Raw genomic sequence first — 22238 nt, 5'->3', positions numbered from 1 at the left:
GGCCTGCGCCGCTGTGCCGGACGGGCGGGAGTGCGAAGATGCCGGATATGGACACCGCGCGCTCCGAGCATCTCCCGCAGGGCCCCGTCGTCGACGCCGACTGGCTGGCCGATCACCTGGACGACGTCGTGGTCGTCGACGCCTCGATCATGGGCGAGCGTGGTGCCGCCACCGGTATCCCGGGTGCGCGTCGCTTCGATCTGGACGGCCCGCTGTCCGATCAGGAGGCCGACATCCCGCACACCATGCTCGACGCCGACGACTTCGCGCAGCGCCTGGGCGAGCTGGGGATCGGCGACGACGCCGTGGTGGTCGCCTACGACCGTCAGGGCCTGTTCTCCTCGGCGCGCGCGTGGTGGATGCTGCGCGCCGCCGGGGTCGGCACGCCCTACGTGCTCGACGGCGGCCTGCCCGCCTGGGTGGCCTCGGGCCGCCCGGAGGGCCCGCTCGACGACAGCCCCGAGCCCGTCGCCGCTCCGCGCGTGCAGCTGGATCCGCGCGCCTTCACGGATGCCGACGACGTCGCCCGTCGCCTGGCCGAGCACGACGGCGCCGTGGCCGACGCCCGCTCCGCCGAGCGCTTCGCCGGCACCGCGCTCGAGCCGCGTCCCGGGCTGCGCGCCGGTCACATGCCAGGCGCCGTGAGCCTGCCGTTCAGCGACCTGGCCCCCGGCGGGCACCTGCTGCCGCCCGCCGAGCTGGACGACCTGCTGCAGCAGCGCCTGGGCGGGAGAGGCCCCGTGGCCTTCAGCTGCGGCTCGGGCGTCTCCGCCTGCGTCGGGGCGCTCGCGGCCGTGGCCGCCGGGTGGGAGGACCGCGACCTCACGATCTACGACGGCTCCTGGTCCGAGTGGGGGCGCGAGACCGAGGACCCCGCCCTGCGTCCCGTGGTCCGCGGGTCGTGAACGGCGCGCAGCAGCCGCGCCCCGAACCGGGATCCAGGCGAGAGGCGCGCGAGCTGGCAGCAGAGCAGGAGCGCCGTCGGCTCCAGGAGCGCGCCGAGAGGGCCGCAGCGCCGGGGGCGATCCGACGTCGCCGCCTGCTGCAGGCGCTCGGCGGTCTGGCCGTCGCCGTCGGGGTGGGAGCGACCGTCACCACGCCCGTGGGCCAGCAGCGCGCGCAGCAGTGGCGCGACCCCGCGGATCGCGAGCCCGCGGGCAGGCCGGTGGACCGCGGCCGCCACACCTGGGGCGCGGATGACGAGCGCCAGACCGGCTGGCTGCTCGTGCCCGATCCGGAGGCCTGGGGTGACGGCTCCTCGCGCCCCACGCATCCCGTGGTCGTGATGCTGCACGGCGGCTCCTGGCACGACGCTTCGGATCCCTCGTATATGGCGGATCTGGCATGGGACCTGGCCGCCTGGGGCGTGGCCGTGTGGGTGCCCACCTACCGCGGGATCGACGGCAGCGACGGCCCCGGCGGCTGGCCGGAGACCTTCGACGACGTCTCGGATGCCGTGGACTACGTGGCCGAGCTCGGCGAGCCGGGGGAGTTCACCCCGGATCTGGAGCAGGTCCACCTGCTGGGCCACAGCGCCGGCGGGCATCTGGCGGCGTGGGCGCTGGGGCGCGACCTGCTCCCGGAGGGCGCCCCCGGAAGCGACTGCCGTGTCATCGCCCACTCGGCGACGGCGATGGCCGGGGTCTACGACCTGGAGCTCGCGGAGCGCTCGCAGCGAGGCTGGCTGGTGCGCTCCCTGCTCAGCGGCGCCGACCCGGACGAGGATCCCGAGCGCTACGAGATGGCCTCCCCGATCGACCAGCTGCCCCTGGACCGGGCCGTCAACGTCCTGCACGGGCGCAACGACGCCACCGTCCCGGAGTCCACGACCCGCAGCTACGTGCAGCGCCACGAGGAGACGGGCAACTCCGGGCGGATCGTGATCCTGGACGACGCCGATCACGACTCGTGGGCTGATGTCCACGGCGAGCCCTGGTTCCGGGCGCGCCAGGCTCTGCTCGAGCAGATCCCCTCCGGCTCCGCGTGAGCGCCCGGATCCCGCGGCGGCTGCTGCTGCGCGGTGCCGGCCTCTCGGCCGCGGCCGTCGCCGGCCTGGCAGCGAGCACCCCGGTGCGCCCGAGGAAGGCGCAGTCGCTCGTGGTCGCCGGGCGCGCCCGGGCCAGAGGCTGGGACGACGTCGGCGTGATCGTCTGGGGCTCCCCGGATCGGGGTCAGTACGGGCATCTCGTCCTGCCGCAGCGCCGGGCATGGGGGCGGGAGCGGCTGCCCGTGAGCGTCTTCTTCCACGGCGGGGGCTGGCGGGAGGCGTCGAGCTGGGACTACGTCCTGGGCGCGGCCCGCGACCTGGCGCGCTACGGCGTGGCCGTGTGGCTGCCGGCCTATCGCGGGACGCCGTCCCCGGGCGGGTGGCCGGGGACGTTCGCGGATGCGCTGACCGGTGTGCAGGCGGTGGCCCGCCTCAGCGAGCACGCTCCCTTCACCCCGGATCCGCAGCGGATCCACCTGGTCGGGCACAGCGCCGGCGGGCACCTGGCGGTCTGGGCGGCAGGGGCACTGTCCGGGGCCCTGGGGGCGGCTGCGGCGACCGGCGACGACGGCCCCGCCGAGCTGCTCGCCTCCCTGGCCGCGCAGAGCGAGGTCTCCGTGGCCAGCGCGACCTCTCTGGCCGGCGTGCTGGATCCGGTGCGCGCCGTGGAGGAGGACCAGGATCAGTTCGTGGTGGACCTGCTGGGCGGGACGCCCCAGGAGCAGCCCGAGCGCTACGCGCTGGCCTCGCCGCTGGAGCAGCTGCCCACGGGCTTCCCCGTGCATGTGGTGCACGGGATCGATGATCGGACGGTTCCTGTGCAGACCGTCGAGCCGTACCTGGAGCGGCTGCGCTCGCAGGGGCAGGCCGGGCGGATCGAGCTGGTGCCGGGCGCGCAGCACAACGACCTGATCCAGGTCAACGATCCCGCCTGGCTGGTGACGCGGGAGGTCTGCCTGGCGGCGGTGGGGGCGTCCGACGGCCGCTGAGACTCAGCCGCGCTGCGCCATCTCCTCAAGGTGCGACAGGTGATGCAGGATCGCCTGCTCGCCCTGGAAGCTCAAATGCACCCGCTGCCCGGAACCAGGACGCTCGGAACCGGGCCGCTTGTCCTCCCGGACGACGACCAGCCGGCTGTCCAGCAGGGCCGGCGAGGTCTCGAAGCGCGCCGGGTCCAGGCGCGCATCCCGAGCCACAGGGCCAGGTCGAACACCACCGCCAGCCCGATCTGGGGCAGCAAGCCTGCGCCGGAGTCGGCCAGGATGCCGGAGAGAGTCTGAGCGACGAACAGCCCGCCGAAGAGACCCAGGAACCCCAGGCAGCCGGTCTGGCCGGACCACTGCTGGCGATTGAGCTCGAAATCCGCGGACTTGCCGCGGTGACGCCGTGCGGCCAGGAGAGCGACAGCCGCACCGAGGGCGAGGAGACCGGCGCCGAGCGCCCAGCGGCCTGCGATCCCGAGTCTGCTGCCCAGCCACATCAGCGTCAGGGTGAGGCCTTCGACGGCGCCGCTCCCACCGGACGGCCGCAAGCGCCGGGCCAGGGAATCCAGGTCGGCCTGGATCAGGGCGAGTGCCATGAGCATCTGCCGGTCGTCGGGGTGAGGACGACTGCCAGCCTGATCAAGCCGCGTCGTGGAGCAGGGCCTCGTCCTGCGGACGCAGGCTGATCCAGGCGGCGGCGGTGATCGCGGCCAGCACAGGCATGGTGGCCACAACAGCCTGCAGCCGGCTGTCCGCGTAGAAGTAGTAGTCGGCGTTCAGATCTCCGAGAACGTGGGCTGCGATCAGGGCGGGGTTGTTGGCGAAGAGGAACCACAGTGCCGCGAAGAGCGCCAGGGAGACGGCCCAGCCCACGGGCGTGCGCTGGGCGGGGGCATGCGGAAGGACTGCCGCTGCCAGAGGCAGTACCCAGACCCAGTGGTGCTCCCAGGAGATCGGCGAGATGAGCAGCATCACCATGGCTCCGATGCACACGGCCGAGAACAGGTCGTCATGGCGGGCGAGACGACGGATCGCCAGGCCCCCGGCCATGATCAGCAGCAGAGACAGCACCAGCCACAGGGGGCGGACGGATGCCTCTGGGAAACCCCACTGATACAGCGTCCCCGTCAGCGACTGGTTGGACAGCCGGGTGGCATCGCCCACTCTGTCCGTGGACCACAGCTGCTCGGTGAAGTACGAGAACACCTGTCGGGGCAGGAAGAGGGCGGCAATCACCACCGTGGTCATGAACCCGACGGCCATGCCGGCGATCGTCCGCCACTGCTGCAGAGCCAGCGGAACGAGGCCCATGGCGGCCGGCGTGATCTTCAGCCCGGCGGCAAGCCCCGTCAAGAAGCCCGCGGCACGGCGACGGGTGCTCTGGCGTGTGAGATCGGCGAGGATCAGCACCGCCAGGAGGGTGTTGATCTGCCCGTAGAAGAACGTGAAGCGCACGGGGTAGAGGTGGCTGGCGGCCAGGCAGCCCAAGGAGAACGCCACGAGAGTGGGAACCACCCGGAGACCGAACCACGAGCGTGAGAACGGCGCGAGACGCAGGACCTGCCACACCAGAACGACCATCGCCAGCGAGCCGCCGAGGCACATCACATGCCATGCCTGTTCGAGGCTCATCCCGCCCAGGGGATAGAACAGCAGCGCGGCCGATGGAGGGTAGGTGAAAGGCAGCTCGAACTTCCGCGTCTCCACCAGCGACGGGGCATAGAGCTCGTCAGTCGCGGGGTTCAGGCCGTGGAGGACCTGCGCCGCCCGCCAGTAGACCTCCATGTCCAGTCCCGGTGCATTCCAGTAGATCGCAGACATATAGGCCGCGAAGAGCACCGCGATCACTGCCATCCCGGCTCGCATCACCCACCGCGAACCCGGATGGGTCGACGAGGCCGTGCTGGGGGCTCGCCAGAGGGTGCTCGACATCGGTCTCCTTCGGAGTTCGGGCACAAGGCCTCGAACGGGTCCTCGCCGCCTGCGGCAGCAACGGGGATATCCTAGAAGGCGCTTGGATGACCATGGTCTCGCGGAGAGTTCTGCGCGGGGGTCGCCCCCGCCCCGCCGTTCCCGAGGACTTGGAGGATCATGCTCTCGAGCACTGCCGCCCCCGACAACGGCGATCGGCGAGAGACCTCTGAGTCGAAAAATGGAGCCGCGGACCGACTGCCGAGATGGCCCATTGCTCTTGCGCTGGCCCTGAGCTTCGGGACAGCCTTCTGGGGCATCGCCCAGCCGGAGTTCTGGCACGACGAAGTCGCCACGATCTCGGCGGTGACTCGTCCTTTCCCTGAGCTTCTGCAGATGCTCCGCAACGTCGATGCCGTGCACGCCCTGTATTACGTGCTCATGCACCCGTGGGCGGCCGTCTTCGGGACGTCCGAACTGGCCATGCGGACTCCTTCCGCCATCGCGCTCATTCTCATGAGCGGGTTCCTCACCAGGACCACCATGAGATGGGCCGTCTCCGTGACAGGGGAGGGCGTCTCTCGATCTGTGATCTCCGGAGTTCTGACCGCAGTTCTCGCTGCGGCACTCCCGGGCCTGACGTGGGCCGGGCAGGAGGCCCGGGGCTATGCGATGGGCATGCTCGCCTGCGTCGTGGCGCTGTGGTGCTTCGAGAACTACCTGCGGGGGTATCGCAGAGCTGATCTGCTGGGATACGGAGTCGCCCAGATCCTCGCGGTCGGCTTCACCATGTACTCGTTGCTCGTGGTGCCGCTGTTCGTGCTGAGAGCTGTCCTGGCCGGCAGGAAGCCTGGCCTGCACACGCTGATGGCGGCTGCTGGTGTCGGCGTCGCAGCCGCCCCGCTGGCCGTCCTCGCCTATTCGCAGAGCGAGCAGGTCGCCTGGATCAATCGCGGGATTCCCGAGATGCTGCAGAGAATGGCGGCGCAGTACTTCTTCAGCCCGGCGAACGCCGATGGGCATTGGGGTGGCATCGGCCACGCCCTGGCCCCGTGGCTGGCGCTGCTGAGCGCAGTCATCGTGGTCGTCGGGCTTATCCGATCTCGAGACCGAGGGCTGACGAGGTGGCTCCTGGCCTATGCCCTCTTGCCTGCGGTCGCTCTTCTGCTCGCTCGAATCGTGGGCATGCAGCTCTACACCGAGAGGTATCTGGCCTTCGCGGCACCAGTCGTCGTCGCACTGCTTGCGCTGAGCCTGACGACGCTTCCGTCTCGAGCACTTCGCATGGTCTTGATCGGGGTGCTGGTGGTGGGATTCATCCCCTCTCTGGTCGGGCAGAAAGAAGCGGAGGCCAAGATCGGCCATGGGTACCGCACGGCCGCAGAGTTCTTGGGCGACCCCGAATCGGTGATCTTCATGGAAGCCGTGGACCGGAGCCTCATCTACGCGTATCCGTTGGACCATCCCATCGAAGACCCCATGCTCGCGGAGGATCGACTGTCCTCGGACACTCTCTGGGGCATCAACCGGGAGGGATGGATGGCGTGGGAAGTGCCTGTCCACGGAAGGACGGCTGTCGTCTCCTATCACTCGAACGAATATCACCAGACGGTGGTCGAGTCTCTCGAGGCTCGGGGCTGCTCGGTGACGGGCCATGATGCGAGCACGCGGTTCGGCATCACCGCTCTGGACTGCTCGGGTTGACGTTTGACGCCAGATATCTGTGTCGTTCCCAAGGGTGCAGGGAATTTCTGGGGGTTGTGAAGGGCGCTCAGTGAGACCTGTCTCCCACCTTCGTGGTCAAACCTCTTCCACGGGCGTTGACTGTCCACTGGGTCAGATCCCGTGAGCCCTCGCCTTGGGGGCATCGTGACGCACCCTCCTTCTCTGATGGGCGGTTCTGATGCCTGTACTGTTGGTTCCGCATCGATATTCGACGCCTAGCTCTCGAGTGCAGCGGGCGCATTCCGTCGAGACGGCAAATCTTTGAGGCGCGCAACCATCACAAATGCCATATATATGGCGCTTGGCGGGCTGGGATTTATTGCATACGCCATCTATTCTCAACTTTGGCTTGGGGTCTTAGCAGGGTTTGGGGTCCTGGTGTTCACGGCCATATTCGATTTTGTCGAGAAGCGTTCACAGACAGGACAGACAGGGCGGGGTCGAAGGTGACGCAGCTGCCACTGCAGCAATTCTGATCAAGACTATCGTGGGTTGTGCTGGCTGATGGATTGTCTTGGGTGGGATCGCCGCGAGGGTCCCATGGGCGCAAGGGGGGGGTGTTTGAAAGTGCGCAATCATCCGGGCAGGAGAAGATATTCGGGATCGACTGCGGTGTGGATGCTGCAGTCTGTGTTCCTGGTGGTAGCGGGTGTTGTGGTCGGTGACTGGCGAATAATCGCCCTGGGTGCTGTGGGTGTCGCCGGAACTGTTGGCTTCTTTTTATGAGCAATGAGCGCAATTCAAAATAGTTTCGGCAAATCCTGGTCGCACGTGATTGAGGAAAAATGATCGACCCGTTCGGAGTCCCTCTCTTGGCTATCGGCTGCCTGTCGGTGGTCATGGCCTACCTGTTCCAGAAGCACGTCATCAACAAGGGGATCGCGCGTGGCGGCCCGCGGATCATGCTCCCCATGGGCGTGATGGGCGCCCTGCTCGCTGTGGTGGGGCTTGTCCTCGTGATCCGCGGGCTGCTGTAGCGCCGAGCCGGCCCAGGCTGCCCAAGCGCAGCCCGGTCGGCCCCTGACCGCCAGCATCTAGACTTCCCGCGATGACCCCGAACGACCAGTCGCCGCATCCCACGCCTGAGCCCGAACCGAGCCAGGGCGGGCGTCGTCGGCTGGCGGGAGCCTCCCGGGCCGCGCGGCGGGCCGTGGCCCCCTTCAGCCATGCGGGCTACCCGCGGCTGGCCGCGGCCATGCTCGCCGTGGTGCTTGCGCAGGGCACCTGGGCGCTGACCATCGTCTTCCAGGTCATGGCCCAGGGCGGCTCCCCGGTCGAGCTCTCCGTGGTCTCGGCCACCGGCGCGGTGGGCGTGGTGATGTTCGCGCTGATCGGCGGGGTCGTGGCCGACCGCTTCCCGCCGCACCTGGTCCTGCGCGGCGTGCTGATCTCCTCCACGCTCGTCACCGCCGTCACCGCGATCCTCAGCGCCACGGGGATGCTGAGCGTGGGGCTGCTGGCGGCGGCGTCGTTCCTGGTCTTCGCGGGGGTGGGGATCTTCTACCCGTCGTACTCGGCCTCGCTGCCGCGGCTGCTGCCGGCGGAGGCGCTGCTGGCGGCCAACGGGCTGGAGGGCTCCGCGCGGCCCCTGCTGCAGACGGCCGCAGGGCCCGCGCTGGCCGGGCTGCTGGCCGCGGCGCTCTCGCCGACCGCAGGCTTCGCCATGGTCGCCCTCTGCTACGCGGTCGCCGTGGCGATCATCCTGGGCCTGCGCGTGCCCGAGCTGGTCCCGGACCCGGCCACAGGCCAGCTCCCGCAGCTGCCGTCAGCGGCCCCGCTGGTCACCGGGGCCCAGGCTCATCGGCAGGACGGCGACGACGAGCCCGTCACCCTCTTCCCGCCCGACCCCGCCTCGGCCCCGTCGGGCGGGCTGCGCTCCATGCTCGCCGACATGATGGACGGCGTCTCCTACGTCCGGCGCACCGCGTGGCTGATGGGCACCCTGATCTTCGCGGTGATCACCGTGTTCTGCTTCATCGGCCCGCTCGAAGTGCTGCTGCCGTTCGTGGTGCGCGACTCCTTCGGCGGCGGGGCTGCGGAAGTCGGTCTGCTGCTGGGCGTCACGGGCGCGGCCTCGGCAGTGGGTGCGCTGGTGATCTCCGGGATGCCCCTGCCGCGGCGGTACTTGACCTGGATCATGGTGGCCTGGGGCTTCGGCACGCTGCCGCTGATCTTCGTGGGCTTCACCGAGTCCTGGGCAGTGCTGGTCGCGATCATGATCGTGGTGGGCGCCACCGACGGCATCGGCCAGGTGCTGTGGGGGACCCTGCTGCAGCGCCGCGTGCCGGCACGGATGCTCGGACGCGTCTCCAGCCTGGACTTCTTCGTCTCGCTGCTGCTCATGCCGGTGTCCATGGCCGTCGTGGGGCCGCTGTCCACGGTGGTTCCCGTGGAGGCCATCTTCGCCGCCGCAGCGATCGTGCCGGCGGTGATGGCCGTCGTCGTGTGGCTGGCCTTCCGCATGGCGCGCGACGAGGCCGCGCACCCGCTGAAGGATTGAGCCGCGCGGGTCGCTCAGCGCAGGTCGAGCACCTGGCGAAGCCGCGCGAAGGCCTCCGGCACCACGCTGTAGTGCGCCCAGCGGCCCCGCTGTTCCCGGATGATCAGGCCGGCTTCCACGAGGCGCTTCATGTGATGGCTCACCGTAGGCTGGCTGATCCCCAGTGGCTCCGTGAGATCGCAGGCGCATACGGACTCGCAGCCCTGCGCGGCCACGTGGGAGAGCAGTCGAAGGCGCATGGGATCGCCCAGTGCCTTGAACATGGAAGCGGAGCGCCCGGCGTCCGCGGAGCTCAGCGGCCCGGCGGACAGCGAGCAGCACTCCTGGCCGGATGCCATGGCCTGTGTGCCCTCTGTGCTCTGCTCGCGTGCGATGGCGCTCATGCCCTCACAATACATTGACGAACGTCGATATGAGGACGTAACCTCCCATCGACATCCATCGATCTGAGAGGCCCGCGCTCCTTGGCTGCTGACGCTGCGACGACCGCCCCCGACCAGCCCGTCATGCAGGCCATGTCCTTCACCGATCGCTGGCTGCCGGTGTGGATCCTGCTGGCCATGGCGCTGGGCCTGGCCCTGGGGCGGCTGATCCCGGGTCTGGACACCGCGCTCGAGTCCGTCTCGATTGCAGGCGTCTCCCTGCCGATCGCGGTGGGGCTGCTCGTGATGATGTACCCGGTGCTGGCCAAGGTCCGCTACGACGAGACCCGCCGCATCGCCGCCGACCCCCGGCTGATGGGGACGTCGCTGGTGCTGAACTGGGTCGTGGGCCCGGCGCTGATGTTCGCCCTGGCGTGGCTGCTGCTGCCCGACCTTCCCGAGTACCGCACGGGGCTGATCATTGTGGGCCTGGCGCGGTGCATCGCCATGGTGCTGATCTGGAACGACCTGGCCTGCGGCGACCGCGAGGCTGCGGCGGTCCTCGTGGCGATCAACTCCGTCTTCCAGGTCATCGCCTTCGGCGCGCTGGGCTGGTTCTACCTGCAGGTCCTGCCCTCCTGGCTGGGCCTGGCGACAACCTCCGTGGAGTTCTCGGTCGGGGCGATCGTGCTCAGCGTGCTCGTCTTCCTGGGTATCCCGCTGCTCGCCGGCTTCCTCACGCGCGTGCTGGGGGAGCGGGCCAAGGGACGGCAGTGGTACGAGGAGTCGTTCCTGCCGCGCCTGAGCCCCTGGGCGCTGCGCGGGCTGCTGTTCACCATCGTGCTGCTGTTCGCGCTGCAGGGTCAGGCGATCACTTCCAGCCCGTGGGACGTCGCGCGGATCGCGCTGCCGCTGCTGGCCTACTTCGTGGTCATGTTCGCCCTGGCGCTGCTGGCCTCCCGGGCCGCGGGCTTGGACTACGCCCACTCGACGACGGTGGCCTTCACCGCCGCCGGCAACAACTTCGAGCTGGCCATCGCCGTGTCGATCGGCACGTTCGGCGTGACCTCGGGCCAGGCGCTGGCGGGCGTGGTCGGCCCGCTGATCGAGGTGCCCGTGCTGGTGGGTCTCGTGTACGTCAGCCTCTGGGCGGGGCGCAGGCTCTTCCCCGGGGACCCCACCGTGCCGGCCTTCCGCGCCTGAACCGACCCACCTCCAGGAGATTCCGATGAACGACGACACCCGTCCCGAGATCCTCTTCGTCTGCGTCCGCAACGGCGGCAAGTCCCAGATGGCCGCAGCGCTGATGGACCACCGAGCCCAGGGCGCCGTCGGCGTCAGCTCGGCAGGCACCGAGCCCGGCAGCAAGCTCAATGCGCAGTCCGTGGAGGCCGTCGCCGAGCTCGGCGCGGACATGTCCCAGGGGCGGCCCAGCCCGATCGATCCCGAGCTCCTGCGCCGCGCCGACCGCGTGGTGGTGCTGGGCACCGAGGCCAGGCTCGACACCGAGATCCCGCTCGACGGTCGGCTGGAGACCTGGGAGACCGACGAGCCGTCCGCGCGCGGGATCGAGGGCATGGAGCGCATGCGCCTGATCCGCGACGACATCGACGCCCGCGTCCAGCGCCTGCTCCAGCAGCTCACCGCAACCCCCGAGAGCTGATCTGCAATGACGGGGCGCGCGGCCGTCGTCGTCCTGCGAGTCCCCGCATGACGAGGGCCCGACGCCTGCGCACCCTGTCAGGAGCGCGGGCGTCGGGCCCTCGAGCGGTTCAGCCGCAGATCAGTCCAGCATGTCCTCGAGCTCCACGCCCTTGGTCTCCCGGACGATCTTGGCGGTGAAGATCAGCGACACCACCGCGAAGAACGCGTACAGGCCGTAGGCCAGCACCAGGGAGGCCTCGGAGAGCACCGGGAAGGACGCGGTGACGGCCCAGTTGGCCAGCCACTGCACCAGACCGGCGACGGCCAGCGCGGCGCCGCGGATCTTGTTGGGGAACATCTCGCCCAGCAGGACCCACATGACCGGGCCCCACGAGACGCCGAAGAACACGACGTACAGGTTGGCGGCGACCAGCGCGATCGGGCCGGCGGTGTCGCCCAGGACGGGGCCGGCGTCGGTGATCGTGGCGGTCGAGAACACGACGGCCATGGTGCCCAGGGTCAGCACCATGCCGGCCGAGCCGATCAGCAGCAGCTTCTTGCGCCCGATCTTGTCCACCAGGGCGATGGCCACGAGAGTCACCACCACGTTGGTCACCGAGGTGATCGTGGAGATCGTGAAGGCGTCCGACTCCTGGAAGCCCACGGACTGCCAGAGCTGGTTGGAGTAGTAGAAGATCACGTTGATGCCAACCAGCTGCTGCAGCACGGCCAGGCCCAGGCCCACCCACACGACGGGCTTCAGGCCGGCCACGGCGCCGCGCAGATCGGAGAAGCGCGGCTTGCGCTCCGAGTCGAGGGTCTTGTCGATGATTCCCAGGCGGTGCACCGCGGGGCCCTCGCCCTGCAGGTGGGTCATGATGCGCAGGGCTTCGTCGCGGCGGCCCTGGCCCACGAGCCAGCGCGGGGACTCGGGGATCATGAACGCCCCGATCAGGTACAGCGCGGCAGGCAGGGCGCAGACCAGGAACATGAGGCGCCAGGCATCCATGCCGCCCAGGACATGACCGTCGGCGGAGCCGGCGATCCCCACGATGATGCGGTTGACGATCTGGGAGGCGAAGATGCCGGTCACGATGCCCAGCTGCTGCAGCGAGCCCAGGCGGCCGCGGACATCCGCCGGTGCCACCTCGGCGATGTAGGCCGGGGCGATGATCGAGGCCACGCCCACGCCCACGCCGCCGACCACGCGCCAGAAGATCAGCCACGCGAACCCGGCGGTGTCATCCGTGAAGAACGGGTCCCAGGCGCAGAAGATCGCTGAGACCAGGAACAGGATCGCCGCGATCCGCATGACCTTCACACGGCCGATGCTGTCCGCCAGCCGCCCGCCGAAGAACGCGCCGGCGGCCGCACCCAGCAGAGCGGAGGCCACGGCCGAGCCCAGGGCGCCGGGGGAGACGTCGAAGTACTCCTGCATGGCGCCGGTGGCGCCGTTGATCACCGCGGAGTCGTAGCCGAACAGGAAGCCGCCCATGGCGGCCACCAGGCTGATCCGCAGGACAGCACCCATGTTGGCCGTATGCCCTCCCAGGGACATCGGCGAGGTGTAGGTGGACATCGCAGCTCCTTTGCTGTGCCGAGCCCCTGGTGCAGCGGGCTCGCCCTGGCGCTCTGGCCGGGGCCTGTTGTTCGGTCCGCCGAGGCTGGGTGAGGAGGGTCGCCCATGATGAACCGCCGGTGAACAGTGGCCATAGAGTAGGCCTGGCCACAGGTGATGTCCATCGGATGGGTCACCGAGATGGCAACGACCGAGCGCGCCGCTGATGGGCGACGCGCTCGGGCGGTCCAGGGGACCGGGCGCCATGATCGCGGGGTCATCGACGGAGGTGCCTCCGGGGTTGCGCCCTCGCCTCGGGGGCTGCTCAGGCCGCGGGCGTCGCCTGCTCCAGCGCCGTCGCGACCAGGGCGCGCTCCTCCGGCGTGGCCACCACGAACCCCGCCTGCGTGGTCACGAAGGTGGGCACGGTCGCGTTCCCGTCGTTGATGTCCTCGACGTAGCCCTTGGCGGCGTCGTCCTCCCAGATGTTCACCCACAGGGCGCGGTCGCCGGTCTCGCCGAGCGAGCGGTCCAGCGCGGCGCAGAAGCCACAGCCCGGGCGCCAGTAGACGACGGCGCCGCCGTCGGCGATGTGCTGCAGGGCGGTGGCCTGGTCGGCGCTGGGACGGGATTCGAGGGCCATGAGAGTCTCCTTCAAGGGTGATGCGGGTCCGGGTACCCCAGCCGCCGAGGCCGATCCGTTGTTCCCCCACCATGACAGCGGCTGTGGGATCGGCGAAAAATTCCTGCGGATTCTTGTCATTCCACGCTGTGTCTCCAGGTCCAGGGGCCGATGGATGCCAGAATCGAAGAATGTCTACCCCGGCGCAGTCTTCTTCCCCCTCGCCGGACCGGGCTACCTGGCACCTGCCCCAGCTTGAGCACTGGATCATCGTCCCGCTCATCGTCGTCCTGGCGATCGGCGCGATCGGACGGATCGTGAGTCTCACACCTGAGGTCGGCGCCGCGGAGTCCCAGGTCCTCGCGGCCCTCGACCCTGTTCGCTCCGGCCTTCTCCTGGCCGTCGCGGGCTTCGTCCACGGCATCTTCTCCGCACCCTGGGTCTACGGCATCATCGCCGCACTCACCGCGTGGCTGGCGCTCGTCAAGCGCAGCGGCCGCGATGCCGCGGGCTTCGCCGTGACCGCAGTGACCATGGTCGTGGTCGCGAGCACCGCCCAGCAGATCATCGGCCGCCCGGCTCCCGGCCTGGGCGACGGCGTCCTGACCGCCGAGGTCGGCTCCTCGCTGCCCTCCGCTGCCGTGTGCGCCGCCATCGGCATCTCCCTGTCCTTCCTAGTGGCCTCGCGGCGCCACATCTCCGGCATGGCGGTCCTGCTCGCCGGTGCCGGTGTGAGCCTGGCCGTGGCGCTGTCGGCGCTGCTGACGTCATCCGCCTACGTGCTGGACGTCGTGCTGTCCCTGCCGGTCGCCTGGGCGGGCGTGGTGCTGGGCTGCGGCCTGGCCAACAGGGTCGTCCCGGCCATGGCAGAGCGCTTCGGCTGGGGTCTCCCGCGCGCGGACCGCAAGCTGGCTCACCGCCAGGCTCCGCGCTACAGCGACGCCGAGACCGCCTACGCCCGCTCCGAGTCCCGCAGCACTGCGGCGGCCTCCGCGCACCGCGACCTCGACGACGGCCCCATCACCGAGGAGCTGCCCGTCATCCGCGAGGACGACGCCGCCGCCGCCTGACCCGGCCCCTGCTGCTCCGCGAAGGGCGCCTCTCCCGCCAGGGGGAGGCGCCCTTCGTCGTCGCCGCCTCTCCCGCCCTGCGATGTACTGACCGGACACGTTGATTGATAGACAAGTCGCCATTTGTGACATAAAGCCAGGCTTGTCTATAGTGTGGGTATGACAGTTTCACTGGATGTTGCCCTGCCGCGCACGGACCTGTCGGCGCGGGACCACGCGCGGATGCTTGCTCCGTTGCTGAAGCCTTTGTCAGACGAGAACAGACTGATGATCGTGCTGACGCTTGCGGCGGGGGCGTGCTCGAACAAGCAGTTGCAGGAGGCCACCGGGTTGAGCCAGGCGCTGGTGAGTCACCATGTGGCAGCCTTGCGGGAAGCGCAGCTGATCAGTGTGCGGGCCGAGGGCCGGTCCAACATCTACGAGCTGTGTTGTGAGCAGTTGGCGGCGCCGGTGCAGTGGCTCGCTCACTTGGCGACTCTCACTCCAGAGGGACAGAAGGCGTGCTGCACTGCCCCAGCAGCGGAGGGTCAGGCATCGACTGAGGGTGCTGCGCGGTGATTCATGCGGTACAGACCTTCGGGTTGATCCTGGTCGAGTTGCTCGTCCTGTTCTCGCTGATCTCGGTTCTCGTTGCGCTGGTGAACCGGCGGTTCGGGCCGGATCGGATCCAGAGCTGGATGGCCGATGGGCGCCTTCCCGGCCCGCTCAAGGGGCTACTGCTGGGGGCGATCACGCCGTTCTGTTCCTGTTCGACGCTGCCGGTGCTGGCTGGGATGTTGAAGTCGGGGGTGGCGTTCCGGACGTCGATGACCTTCCTGATCTCGTCACCGCTGCTGGATCCCATCATCGTGGCCGGGGTGGTGCTGCTGTTCGGCTGGCGTATCGCGTTGGTCTACACGGTGGTCACCGCCGCATGGTCCCTGCTCGCCCCCCTCGTATGGGAACGACTCGGCATGGCCAGCCAGCTCAAGCGAGTCAAGGTCGTCGGCGACGACAGCACCCCCCACCCCTGGGCAGGCCTGCGCAACGAGATCCGACCGGCACTCGGTGAAGCCTGGGCCGATCTGAGACCGCTGCTCGTCCCGATGGTGCTGGGCGTCTCGGTCGGTGCCTGTATCTACGGTTTCGTCCCTCAGAACCAACTCGTCGCGGTCGCTGGCGACGACAAACCGTGGGCCGTGCCGTTGGCCGCCGTCCTTGGCGTTCCGCTTTACGTGCGGATCGAGACGATGCTGCCCATCGGCTTGGCCCTCAGCTCGACCGGCATGGGGCTAGGTGCAGTGTTCGCGCTGATGATCGGCGGCGCCGGAGCCTCGATCCCCGAGATCTCGATGCTCACCGCCTTGTTCAAGCCCCGACTGGTCGTCACTTTCGTGGTCACTGTCATAGGCACGGCCATTGCCGCCGGCTATCTCATCCCACTGATCGCCTGACCCAACCACCACATTCCCAACCACACGAGGAGAACAAACAACCATGGGACTCAAGGACCTCTTCACCGCACGCAAGCAGGACAGCAGTTGCTGCGGAGCCCAGATCGTGCCCGACGATGACAACCAGCCCCAGAGCGAGCAGGGAACGCCCACCGAGACGGCTGCCTCTTCAGTGCCGAACAGCGAGGACACGGACGGCAACTGACAAACCGAATCGACGGGGCTGCACCACAGGGTGCAGCCCCGTCACTGTCTCCACCCGCTCGTCACCAGGAAGGCCACCATGCCCCACGCCAATGCCGCCCTCACCCCGCGTCACCGCCTCAAGGTTGCCCAGCTGGTTGTTGACCACGGATGGCCGATCAGTGAAGTTGCCGCCCGATTCCAGGTCTCCTGGCCCACCGTGAAGCGCTGGGCTGACCGCTACCGCGCCGGTCAGTCCATGCAGGACCGGTCCTCCCGACCGCACCGCTCGCCCAACAGGACCAACCCGCAGATCATCCGGCGCTGCATCCAACTGCGCCTTCGCCTGCGGGAAGGTCCGGTTCAGTTGGCATACCGAATTGGCGTTGCTCCGTCGACAGTCCACCGGATCTTGGTCGACGTCCACTTGAGCCGCCTGTCTCACGTCGACCGTGCCACCGGAGAGCCTGTTCGTCGCTACGAACACGACCCACCCCGGGGCGATGCTCCACGTCGACGTCAAGAAGCTCGGCAACATCCCAGACGGGGGAGGCTGGCGCTACGTTGGCCGACAACAAGGCGAGAAGAACCGCGCTGCCACACCCGGCAAGCCCAAGAACAAGCATTACGACCCGTTGATGGGCAAGGCCTACGTCCACACCGTCATCGATGATCACTCCCGCGTGGCCTACGCCGAGATCCACGACGACGAAACAGCCCACACCGCCATAGCGGTCCTCGTCCGGGCCGTCGAGTGGTTCAACGCCCGCGGGGTGACCGTCGAGCGGGTTCTGTCGGACAACGGTGGCGCCTATCGCTCACACCTGTGGCGCGACACCTGCGCCGAGCTGGGAATCAGGCACAAACGGACCAGGCCGTATCGCCCGCAGACCAACGGCAAGATCGAGCGCTTCCACCGCACCCTGGCCGACGGCTGGGCATACACCCGTTGCTACACGTCCGAAGACGAACGCCGCGGCGAGCTCGACGGTTGGTTGCACTACTACAACCATCACCGGCCCCACACGGCCTGCGGCAACCAGCCGCCTTTCTCACGATTGACCAACGTGTCCGGTCAGTACACCTAGGTGCCTCCCTGCGCTTTCCCGCGCCCAGAGCGCACATGCGCACGCCGGGCCCCCGCGCTTACGTGCTTCCGGGTGCAGCCGGCGCAGCGCGCGCAGAGACGCGATGCAGCACGTAGGCGGGGGAAAGAGTGCGGCTCAGGGGGCCAGGCGGCGGTGGCGGGGCCACCAGATGATGCGGCCCATGTCGTAGGTCAGCGCCGGGACCAGCAGGGAGCGCACCAGCAGGGCGTCGAGCAGGACGCCGAAGGCCACCATGAAGGCCAGCTGCACCATGAACACGATGGGGATCACGGCCAGCGCGGCGAAGGTCGCAGCCAGCACGATGCCGGCGGACGTGATGACACCGCCGGTCAGCACCGTTCCCCGCAGCACGCCGGCGCGCGTCCCGTGCTCCAGGGACTCCTCCCGCACCCGCGACATCAGGAAGATGTTGTAGTCGATGCCCAGCGCCACCAGGAACACGAACGCGTACAGCGGCACCGAGGGATCCGAGCCCGGGAACTCGAGCACGTGGTTGAACACCAGCGCGCTGACGCCCAGCGCCGAGGCGTACGAGATCACCGTGAGCACCACCAGCAGGACCGGCGCGAGCACCGAGCGCAGCAGCAGCATGAGGATCACCAGCACGACCGCCAGGATCATGGGGATGATCACCGCACGGTCGCGCTCGGCGGCGTGATTGGTGTCCAGCGTGCTGGCGGTCTCGCCGCCGACCAGGATGGTGTCGTCGATCCCGTGCAGCTCGGAGCGCAGGGTCTCGACGGCCTGGAAGGTCTCATCGGCATCCGGGTCGGTGGTGGTGGTGATCTGGATCTGGACGTCGCCGTCGACGACGGTCGGGGAGACCCCCTCGAACGGATTCGCGCCCGGGGGAGCGGACTCGAGCTGAGCGGCCGCCGAGCCCAGCGGGATGGAGCCCTGCGGGGCATCCAGCGCCGTGACCGTCACGGAGTCCACGGGATCCAGGGCCTCCGCCTCCTCCGCGACCTGATCCATGCGCGACTCCGGGGCGATGACCGTGATCGGGGATCCGGAGCCGCCGGGGAAGTGCTCGGAGAGGATGTGCTGGCCGTCGGCGGCCGGGGACTCGCCGATCAGCGTCTCGGACTGCTTGAGGCCCGAGGCCTGCAGCTGCGGGGCGAAGGCCGCGGCGATCAGCAGGACCAGGGTGGAGAGGATCCACACCGGGCGGTGGCGTCTGGCGATGAATCGCCCGATCCGCGCCCAGAGGCCGCCGCCCTCCACGGCATGTCCGCGGTCAGCGGGAACCACCTCCAGGGCCTGCGGACCCTGGTCCTGGAAGCGGGGGCGGGCCGGCCAGAAGGCCGCGCGCCCGATGAGCATCAGCGCCGCCGGCAGCAGAGTCAGCGCGGCCAGCATGGAGAAGACGATGCCGGTGGCGGCGGCCGGGCCCAGCGCTGCGGTGGAGCCCAGGTCCGAGACCAGCAGGCACAGCAGCCCGGCGATCACCGTGCCGCCCGAGGCCAGCACCGGCTCGATGGTGCCGCGCAGAGCCTCCCGGGTGGCCTGGCGCGTGCTGCGATGAGCATGGAGGGCGTCCCGGTAGCGGGCGGTGTAGAGCAGGCAGTAGTCGGTGGCGGCACCCACGACCAGGATGAACAGGATGCCCTGCACCTGGCCGTTGATCTGGATCAGCCCCGACGACGCCAGCAGGTAGACCACCACGATCGCCGCGCACAGCGCCGCCATGGCGGTGATCAGCACCAGCACCGGCAGCAGCGGGGAGCGGTAGACGACCACCAGGATCACGAACACGACCGCCAGGGCCACCAGCAGCAGGATGCCGTCGATCCCGGAGAATCCCTCGGCCAGCTCGCTGGCGAAGCCCGCAGGGCCTGTGACCGCCGTTGTCAGCCCCTGGGGCGCCTGGTCATCCATGGCGCTGCGCAGCTCGGAGACCTGGTCCCCGAACTCGTCCTCGTCCATGGGCACGAAGAGCTGCAGCGCCTCGCCGTCCTCCGAGACCACGGGAGGGGAGGGCTGCTGCTCGGCGATGCCGCGGTCCACGAGCGAGTCGGAGAGCTCCTGCGCCCACTGCCTGTCCTGGTCGGTGAGGCCGTCGTCGCGCTGGGCCACGGCCACGGCGGGCAGGAAGGGGTCCTCCGTGAAGTCGTCTGCCCGGTCAGAGACCTGGGTGGATTCGGCGGACTGGGGGAGGAACGAGCTCTGCTGATTGGTGGAGACGTCCGAGATCCGCCCGAAGAACGGCCCGCCGAGCATCAGCACGGCCAGCCAGATGAGGATCAGGGCAGGGGCGATCAGGGTGCGCGCCCACGGGCGGCGGTGCGCTGCTGGAGTGTTCACTGGTCCTGCTCGATTCGATGGGGAGATCTCACTGTCTCATGGGCCTGTGACGCGACAGCGGCCAGGGGCCCGTCGGTTCGATCCGACGGGCCCCTGGCCGGCAGCTGCACCCCGCGCGGCGGGGCGCAGATCACTTCTTGTGGTGCTCGTGCGTGGAGTAGTCGCCGAGCGGATCGTGCCCGTCCGGCTCCTCGCCCAGGGTCGCGATCGCCTGCGTGTCCTCGAAGCCCATGGGCTCGTGCTTCACGAAGCGCTTGTACGCCCAGTTGACCGCCGAGAGCAGCAGGCCGATGCCCAGCAGGACGGCGGCGATCTGGTACTCGATGACGTCCTGCGCCCACGGGCCGATCAGGAACAGCGTGGTGGCCGCGCCGATGAAGGGGATGAACGCGGGAGCCCGGAAGTAGCCGGTGCCCTCGCGCGACTTGTCCTTGCGCAGCACGATCACGGCCACGTTGACCACCGCGAACACGCCGAGCAGCAGCAGCGCGGTCGTGCCGCCGAGCGCGGCAGCGGTCTCCTTGGCCATGATCTGCCCGACCACCAGGATCAGGGCGGCGGCCAGGACGGTCGTGAAGACCACAGAGGCCCACGGGACGGAGTGCTTGGAGCTGACCTTGGCCAGGAAGCCCGGGAGCACGCCCTGGGAGGCCATGCCGTAGAGCAGGCGCGAGGCCATCAGCATGTTGATCAGCGCCGTGTTGGCCACCGCGAAGATGGTCAGGAACGGGTAGATCGCGCCGACCGGGATGCCGGGGGCGCCGGCGTTGACGACTTCGAGCAGCGGGGTCGTGGACTCGCCCAGCACGCCGATCGGGACGATCGCGACGGCCAGGATGGAGACCAGGACGTAGACGGCGCCGGTGATGCACAGGCCGATGAGCATGATCCGCGGGAAGTTCTTCTGCGGGTCCTTGGTCTCCTCGACCATGTTGACGGAGTCCTCGAATCCCACGAAGGAGAAGAAGGCCAGGGAGGTCACGGCGGTCAGCGCCAGGAAGATCGACTTGTCGCCCTGGGTCTCGAAGATCATGGTCCGGGAGAAGTCGGCGTTGCCCTGGGTCGCGGCCCAGAGGCCGATGAGGATCACGATGGCCAGGCCGGAGAGCTCGATGCAGGTCAGCACCACGTTGAGCATCAGGGATTCCTTGACGCTGCGCAGGTTGATGATCATGAGCAGGACCATGAAGCCGACGGCCATGAGGGTCACCGCCGTCATGGGCGGGTCCTCCCAGCCGAAGCCCGCCACGAGGTTGGAGGCCACGGTGCGGGCGGCGGTGGAGGCGGAGGTCAGGCCGGAGGCAAGCACGGCGAAGGTGACCATGAAGGTCAGCAGGCCGATCCCGAAGGCCTTGTGGGTGTAGAGCGCGGCGCCCGAGGCGCCGGGGTACTTGGTGACCATCTCCAGGTAGGAGAAGGCGGTCACGGCGGCCACGAAGAAGGCCAGCAGGATCGGGGCCCAGGCGGCGCCGCCGATCTCGCCGGCGATCGTGCCGGTCAGGGCGTAGACGCCCGTTCCCAGGATGTCGCCGACGATGAACAGCAGCAGCAGGCCGGGGCCCATGACCTTGGCCAGGTCGCTGCTCTCGACAGGTGCGGTGCCGTCGGTGGAGGTGCCGCGGGGATCTGAGGGCGCGCTCTCGCGCGAGTTGGTGCTCACTGGGTGCTCCCGAGGACGGATGCGGACGGGGCCCGGGGTGACAGGTGGTGCGCTGTCGCCGCTATCACAGGTGGCTGTGATTGGCCCCACGGGGTGCGCCTACTGTACGGCGGTTCCGACCCGGTTGCGCCACATCCGCCGTGTCCCGCGGCGCTGATTCCCTCGGCATGGGCATGGGGTGTCCGCCCGCCTACGACGGGCCGCGGCGTCCCGGAGCGCGCCACCCCGACGACGGCCGCGCTCGGTCCCGGCGCGGGGAGGGGCTGTCAGGCCCTGCCGGGGCTGCGGCGCGCCGCTGAGAGCATCAGCGGGAGCGCGGTGCCGGAGGCCAGCTGCACCGAGTGATCGGCCTGGGCCGAGAAGCCGGTGGGCTCCGGGTTGATCTCGACCACGGGGACCCCCAGGCCCAGGGCGGTCAGCGGCAGCGAGGCCGCCGGCTGCACGAGCCCGGAGGTCCCGATCACGAGCACGAGCTCGGCCGAGGCCATGGCGGACTCGGCGTCGTCGAAGGCCCCCTCGGGCAGCGCCTCCCCGAACCACACGACGTCCGGGCGGATGGGGCCGTCGCACTCCAGGCACTCCGGCGGGGTCTCGGGGCGCGGCTCGTCCAGGGGCGGCTCGTCCAGGCGCAGGTCGGCGACCTGCCACTGATCCGCCGGGCGGCCGCAGTGCGAGCAGCGGAACGAGTACAGGGAGCCGTGCAGGTGCGAGACATCGGAGGAGCCGGCGCGCTCGTGGAGGTCGTCGATGTTCTGCGTCGCGATCGTGACGTCCGCGTACTCGCTCCACGACACCAGCGCCCGGTGCCCGGCGTTGGGCGCGCACTGCCGGACATATCGCGCTCGCTGCATATACCAGGCCCAGACCAGCTCCGGATCGGCCTCCCAGGCCTCCGGGGTGGCCAGCTCCTGCGGCGAGTAGCGGGCCCACAGCCCGGTCTCCGGGGCGCGGAAGGTGGGAACGCCGGACTCGGCCGAGATGCCGGCGCCAGAGAGCACCGCGACCCTCGAGGCCGAGCGGCACAGATCCAGCACCTCGGGACCGATCGCCTGCAGCTGGGCGTTGAACCGGCCGGCGCGCTGGGACAGGGACTCGTCGGGATCCTGATCGGTGCTCATGGCCCCCACGGTAGGCGACTCGCCCCGGCCGTGAGCCCATGCGGGCCCGGCGCCGCCGCGGTGCCTGTG

20 protein-coding genes and 1 pseudogene are annotated in these 22238 nt (G+C 69.4%); 13 read left to right on the top strand and 8 right to left on the bottom strand.

Annotation, left to right across the window (positions count from 1 at the left end; all coding sequences use genetic code 11):
* The first annotated feature begins 47 nt into the window (after positions 1–47).
* From OVA15_RS10085 to OVA15_RS10075, 3 genes are read left to right on the top strand one after another with little or no spacing between them, the layout of a single operon-like run.
* Positions 48–905: a sulfurtransferase gene (locus OVA15_RS10085; RefSeq protein ID WP_268144720.1), complete on the top strand. Its 858-nt coding sequence runs from the start codon at positions 48–50 to the stop codon at positions 903–905.
* Entirely contained in the window at positions 902–1987 is a 1086-nt protein-coding gene (locus OVA15_RS10080) for an alpha/beta hydrolase family protein (RefSeq protein ID WP_268144718.1), read from the top strand. Before OVA15_RS10085 ends, OVA15_RS10080 begins: the two co-directional genes overlap by 4 nt.
* The gene (locus tag OVA15_RS10075; RefSeq protein ID WP_268144716.1) at positions 1984–2976 is read left to right on the top strand and encodes an alpha/beta hydrolase family protein; all 993 of its coding nucleotides are present in this window, start codon (positions 1984–1986) and stop codon (positions 2974–2976) included. The genes OVA15_RS10080 and OVA15_RS10075 overlap by 4 nt, the downstream gene beginning before the upstream one ends.
* A gap of 71 nt (positions 2977–3047) precedes the next feature.
* Here OVA15_RS10075 and OVA15_RS10070 read toward each other — a convergent pair whose 3' ends face one another.
* Complete coding sequence (locus OVA15_RS10070; RefSeq protein WP_268144714.1) at positions 3048–3566, bottom strand: hypothetical protein; 519 nt, start codon at positions 3564–3566, stop codon at positions 3048–3050.
* A 43-nt stretch (positions 3567–3609) separates the two neighbouring features.
* Positions 3610–4902: a glycosyltransferase 87 family protein gene (locus OVA15_RS10065; protein ID WP_268144712.1), complete on the bottom strand. Its 1293-nt coding sequence runs from the start codon at positions 4900–4902 to the stop codon at positions 3610–3612.
* 159 nt (positions 4903–5061) lie between these two features.
* Between OVA15_RS10065 and OVA15_RS10060 the strand changes: the two genes are divergently transcribed.
* The 3 genes from OVA15_RS10060 to OVA15_RS10050 all read left to right on the top strand — a co-directional run bounded on the left by OVA15_RS10060 (position 5062) and on the right by OVA15_RS10050 (position 9106).
* Positions 5062–6585, top strand: a complete 1524-nt coding sequence (locus tag OVA15_RS10060; RefSeq protein ID WP_268144710.1) for a glycosyltransferase family 39 protein — start codon at positions 5062–5064, stop codon at positions 6583–6585.
* 833 nt (positions 6586–7418) lie between these two features.
* Positions 7419–7583 carry a hypothetical protein gene (locus tag OVA15_RS10055; RefSeq protein WP_268144707.1) on the top strand — a complete coding sequence of 55 codons (165 nt, stop codon included), beginning with the start codon at positions 7419–7421 and terminating at the stop codon, positions 7581–7583.
* 71 nt (positions 7584–7654) lie between these two features.
* A complete protein-coding gene (locus OVA15_RS10050) occupies positions 7655–9106 on the top strand; it encodes an MFS transporter (RefSeq protein ID WP_268144704.1) in 1452 nt (483 codons plus the stop codon).
* Between the two features lie 14 nt (positions 9107–9120).
* Here the strand turns inward: OVA15_RS10050 and OVA15_RS10045 are convergent, their stop codons facing one another.
* The gene (locus OVA15_RS10045; RefSeq protein WP_268144701.1) at positions 9121–9489 is read right to left on the bottom strand and encodes an ArsR/SmtB family transcription factor; all 369 of its coding nucleotides are present in this window, start codon (positions 9487–9489) and stop codon (positions 9121–9123) included.
* 123 nt (positions 9490–9612) lie between these two features.
* Between OVA15_RS10045 and arsB the strand changes: the two genes are divergently transcribed.
* On the top strand, positions 9613–10671 hold the full coding sequence (arsB, locus tag OVA15_RS10040) for an ACR3 family arsenite efflux transporter (protein ID WP_268145697.1): 1059 nt from the start codon (positions 9613–9615) through the stop codon (positions 10669–10671).
* Positions 10672–10696: 25 nt separating this feature from the next.
* Positions 10697–11131 (top strand): arsenate-mycothiol transferase ArsC, encoded by a 435-nt coding sequence (locus tag OVA15_RS10035; protein WP_268144699.1) that lies wholly within the window; start codon positions 10697–10699, stop codon positions 11129–11131.
* Positions 11132–11251: 120 nt separating this feature from the next.
* Here OVA15_RS10035 and OVA15_RS10030 read toward each other — a convergent pair whose 3' ends face one another.
* Both OVA15_RS10030 and OVA15_RS10025 read right to left on the bottom strand, forming a co-directional pair.
* A complete protein-coding gene (locus OVA15_RS10030; RefSeq protein ID WP_153005734.1) occupies positions 11252–12691 on the bottom strand; it encodes a sugar porter family MFS transporter in 1440 nt (479 codons plus the stop codon).
* Between the two features lie 304 nt (positions 12692–12995).
* Positions 12996–13313 (bottom strand): glutaredoxin domain-containing protein, encoded by a 318-nt coding sequence (locus tag OVA15_RS10025; RefSeq protein WP_006214021.1) that lies wholly within the window; start codon positions 13311–13313, stop codon positions 12996–12998.
* Between the two features lie 170 nt (positions 13314–13483).
* Between OVA15_RS10025 and OVA15_RS10020 the strand changes: the two genes are divergently transcribed.
* From OVA15_RS10020 to OVA15_RS10000, 5 genes and pseudogenes are all read left to right on the top strand, one after another.
* Positions 13484–14362 carry a hypothetical protein gene (locus tag OVA15_RS10020; protein ID WP_006214022.1) on the top strand — a complete coding sequence of 293 codons (879 nt, stop codon included), beginning with the start codon at positions 13484–13486 and terminating at the stop codon, positions 14360–14362.
* 159 nt (positions 14363–14521) lie between these two features.
* Positions 14522–14920 (top strand): ArsR/SmtB family transcription factor, encoded by a 399-nt coding sequence (locus OVA15_RS10015; RefSeq protein ID WP_268144695.1) that lies wholly within the window; start codon positions 14522–14524, stop codon positions 14918–14920.
* On the top strand, positions 14917–15795 hold the full coding sequence (locus OVA15_RS10010) for a permease (protein ID WP_268144693.1): 879 nt from the start codon (positions 14917–14919) through the stop codon (positions 15793–15795). The genes OVA15_RS10015 and OVA15_RS10010 overlap by 4 nt, the downstream gene beginning before the upstream one ends.
* A gap of 43 nt (positions 15796–15838) precedes the next feature.
* Positions 15839–16000 (top strand): hypothetical protein, encoded by a 162-nt coding sequence (locus OVA15_RS10005; protein WP_268144690.1) that lies wholly within the window; start codon positions 15839–15841, stop codon positions 15998–16000.
* Between the two features lie 78 nt (positions 16001–16078).
* Positions 16079–17066 (top strand): annotated as a pseudogene (locus tag OVA15_RS10000) (IS481 family transposase).
* A 135-nt stretch (positions 17067–17201) separates the two neighbouring features.
* On the opposite strand, the gene OVA15_RS09995 reads toward OVA15_RS10000, so the two are convergent.
* The 3 genes from OVA15_RS09995 to OVA15_RS09985 form a co-directional block, all read right to left on the bottom strand.
* On the bottom strand, positions 17202–19391 hold the full coding sequence (locus OVA15_RS09995) for an MMPL family transporter (RefSeq protein ID WP_268144688.1): 2190 nt from the start codon (positions 19389–19391) through the stop codon (positions 17202–17204).
* 130 nt (positions 19392–19521) lie between these two features.
* The gene (locus OVA15_RS09990; RefSeq protein WP_268144686.1) at positions 19522–21051 is read right to left on the bottom strand and encodes an APC family permease; all 1530 of its coding nucleotides are present in this window, start codon (positions 21049–21051) and stop codon (positions 19522–19524) included.
* Between the two features lie 266 nt (positions 21052–21317).
* Positions 21318–22169 (bottom strand): SIR2 family NAD-dependent protein deacylase, encoded by an 852-nt coding sequence (locus OVA15_RS09985; protein WP_326493286.1) that lies wholly within the window; start codon positions 22167–22169, stop codon positions 21318–21320.
* Positions 22170–22238 lie beyond the last annotated feature (69 nt).

The organism is Kocuria sp. SL71, assembly GCF_026672465.1.
Classification (GTDB): Bacteria; Actinomycetota; Actinomycetes; order Actinomycetales; family Micrococcaceae; genus Kocuria; species Kocuria palustris.
The sequence above is the reverse complement of the archived record's forward strand: the minus strand, read 5'-3'. Positions and strand labels throughout refer to the sequence as shown.

Coding starts and splice junctions, on each gene's coding strand:
- OVA15_RS10085 (WP_268144720.1), top strand. CDS start 48: ATGGACACCGCGCGCTCCGAGCATCTCCCGCAGGGCCCCGTCGTCGAC.
- OVA15_RS10070 (WP_268144714.1), bottom strand. CDS start 3,566: ATGGCACTCGCCCTGATCCAGGCCGACCTGGATTCCCTGGCCCGGCGC.
- OVA15_RS10065 (WP_268144712.1), bottom strand. CDS start 4,902: ATGTCGAGCACCCTCTGGCGAGCCCCCAGCACGGCCTCGTCGACCCAT.
- OVA15_RS10060 (WP_268144710.1), top strand. CDS start 5,062: ATGCTCTCGAGCACTGCCGCCCCCGACAACGGCGATCGGCGAGAGACC.
- OVA15_RS10050 (WP_268144704.1), top strand. CDS start 7,655: ATGACCCCGAACGACCAGTCGCCGCATCCCACGCCTGAGCCCGAACCG.
- OVA15_RS10045 (WP_268144701.1), bottom strand. CDS start 9,489: ATGAGCGCCATCGCACGCGAGCAGAGCACAGAGGGCACACAGGCCATG.
- arsB (WP_268145697.1), top strand. CDS start 9,613: ATGCAGGCCATGTCCTTCACCGATCGCTGGCTGCCGGTGTGGATCCTG.
- OVA15_RS10035 (WP_268144699.1), top strand. CDS start 10,697: ATGAACGACGACACCCGTCCCGAGATCCTCTTCGTCTGCGTCCGCAAC.
- OVA15_RS10030 (WP_153005734.1), bottom strand. CDS start 12,691: ATGTCCACCTACACCTCGCCGATGTCCCTGGGAGGGCATACGGCCAAC.
- OVA15_RS10025 (WP_006214021.1), bottom strand. CDS start 13,313: ATGGCCCTCGAATCCCGTCCCAGCGCCGACCAGGCCACCGCCCTGCAG.
- OVA15_RS10020 (WP_006214022.1), top strand. CDS start 13,484: ATGTCTACCCCGGCGCAGTCTTCTTCCCCCTCGCCGGACCGGGCTACC.
- OVA15_RS10015 (WP_268144695.1), top strand. CDS start 14,522: ATGACAGTTTCACTGGATGTTGCCCTGCCGCGCACGGACCTGTCGGCG.
- OVA15_RS10005 (WP_268144690.1), top strand. CDS start 15,839: ATGGGACTCAAGGACCTCTTCACCGCACGCAAGCAGGACAGCAGTTGC.
- OVA15_RS09985 (WP_326493286.1), bottom strand. CDS start 22,169: ATGAGCACCGATCAGGATCCCGACGAGTCCCTGTCCCAGCGCGCCGGC.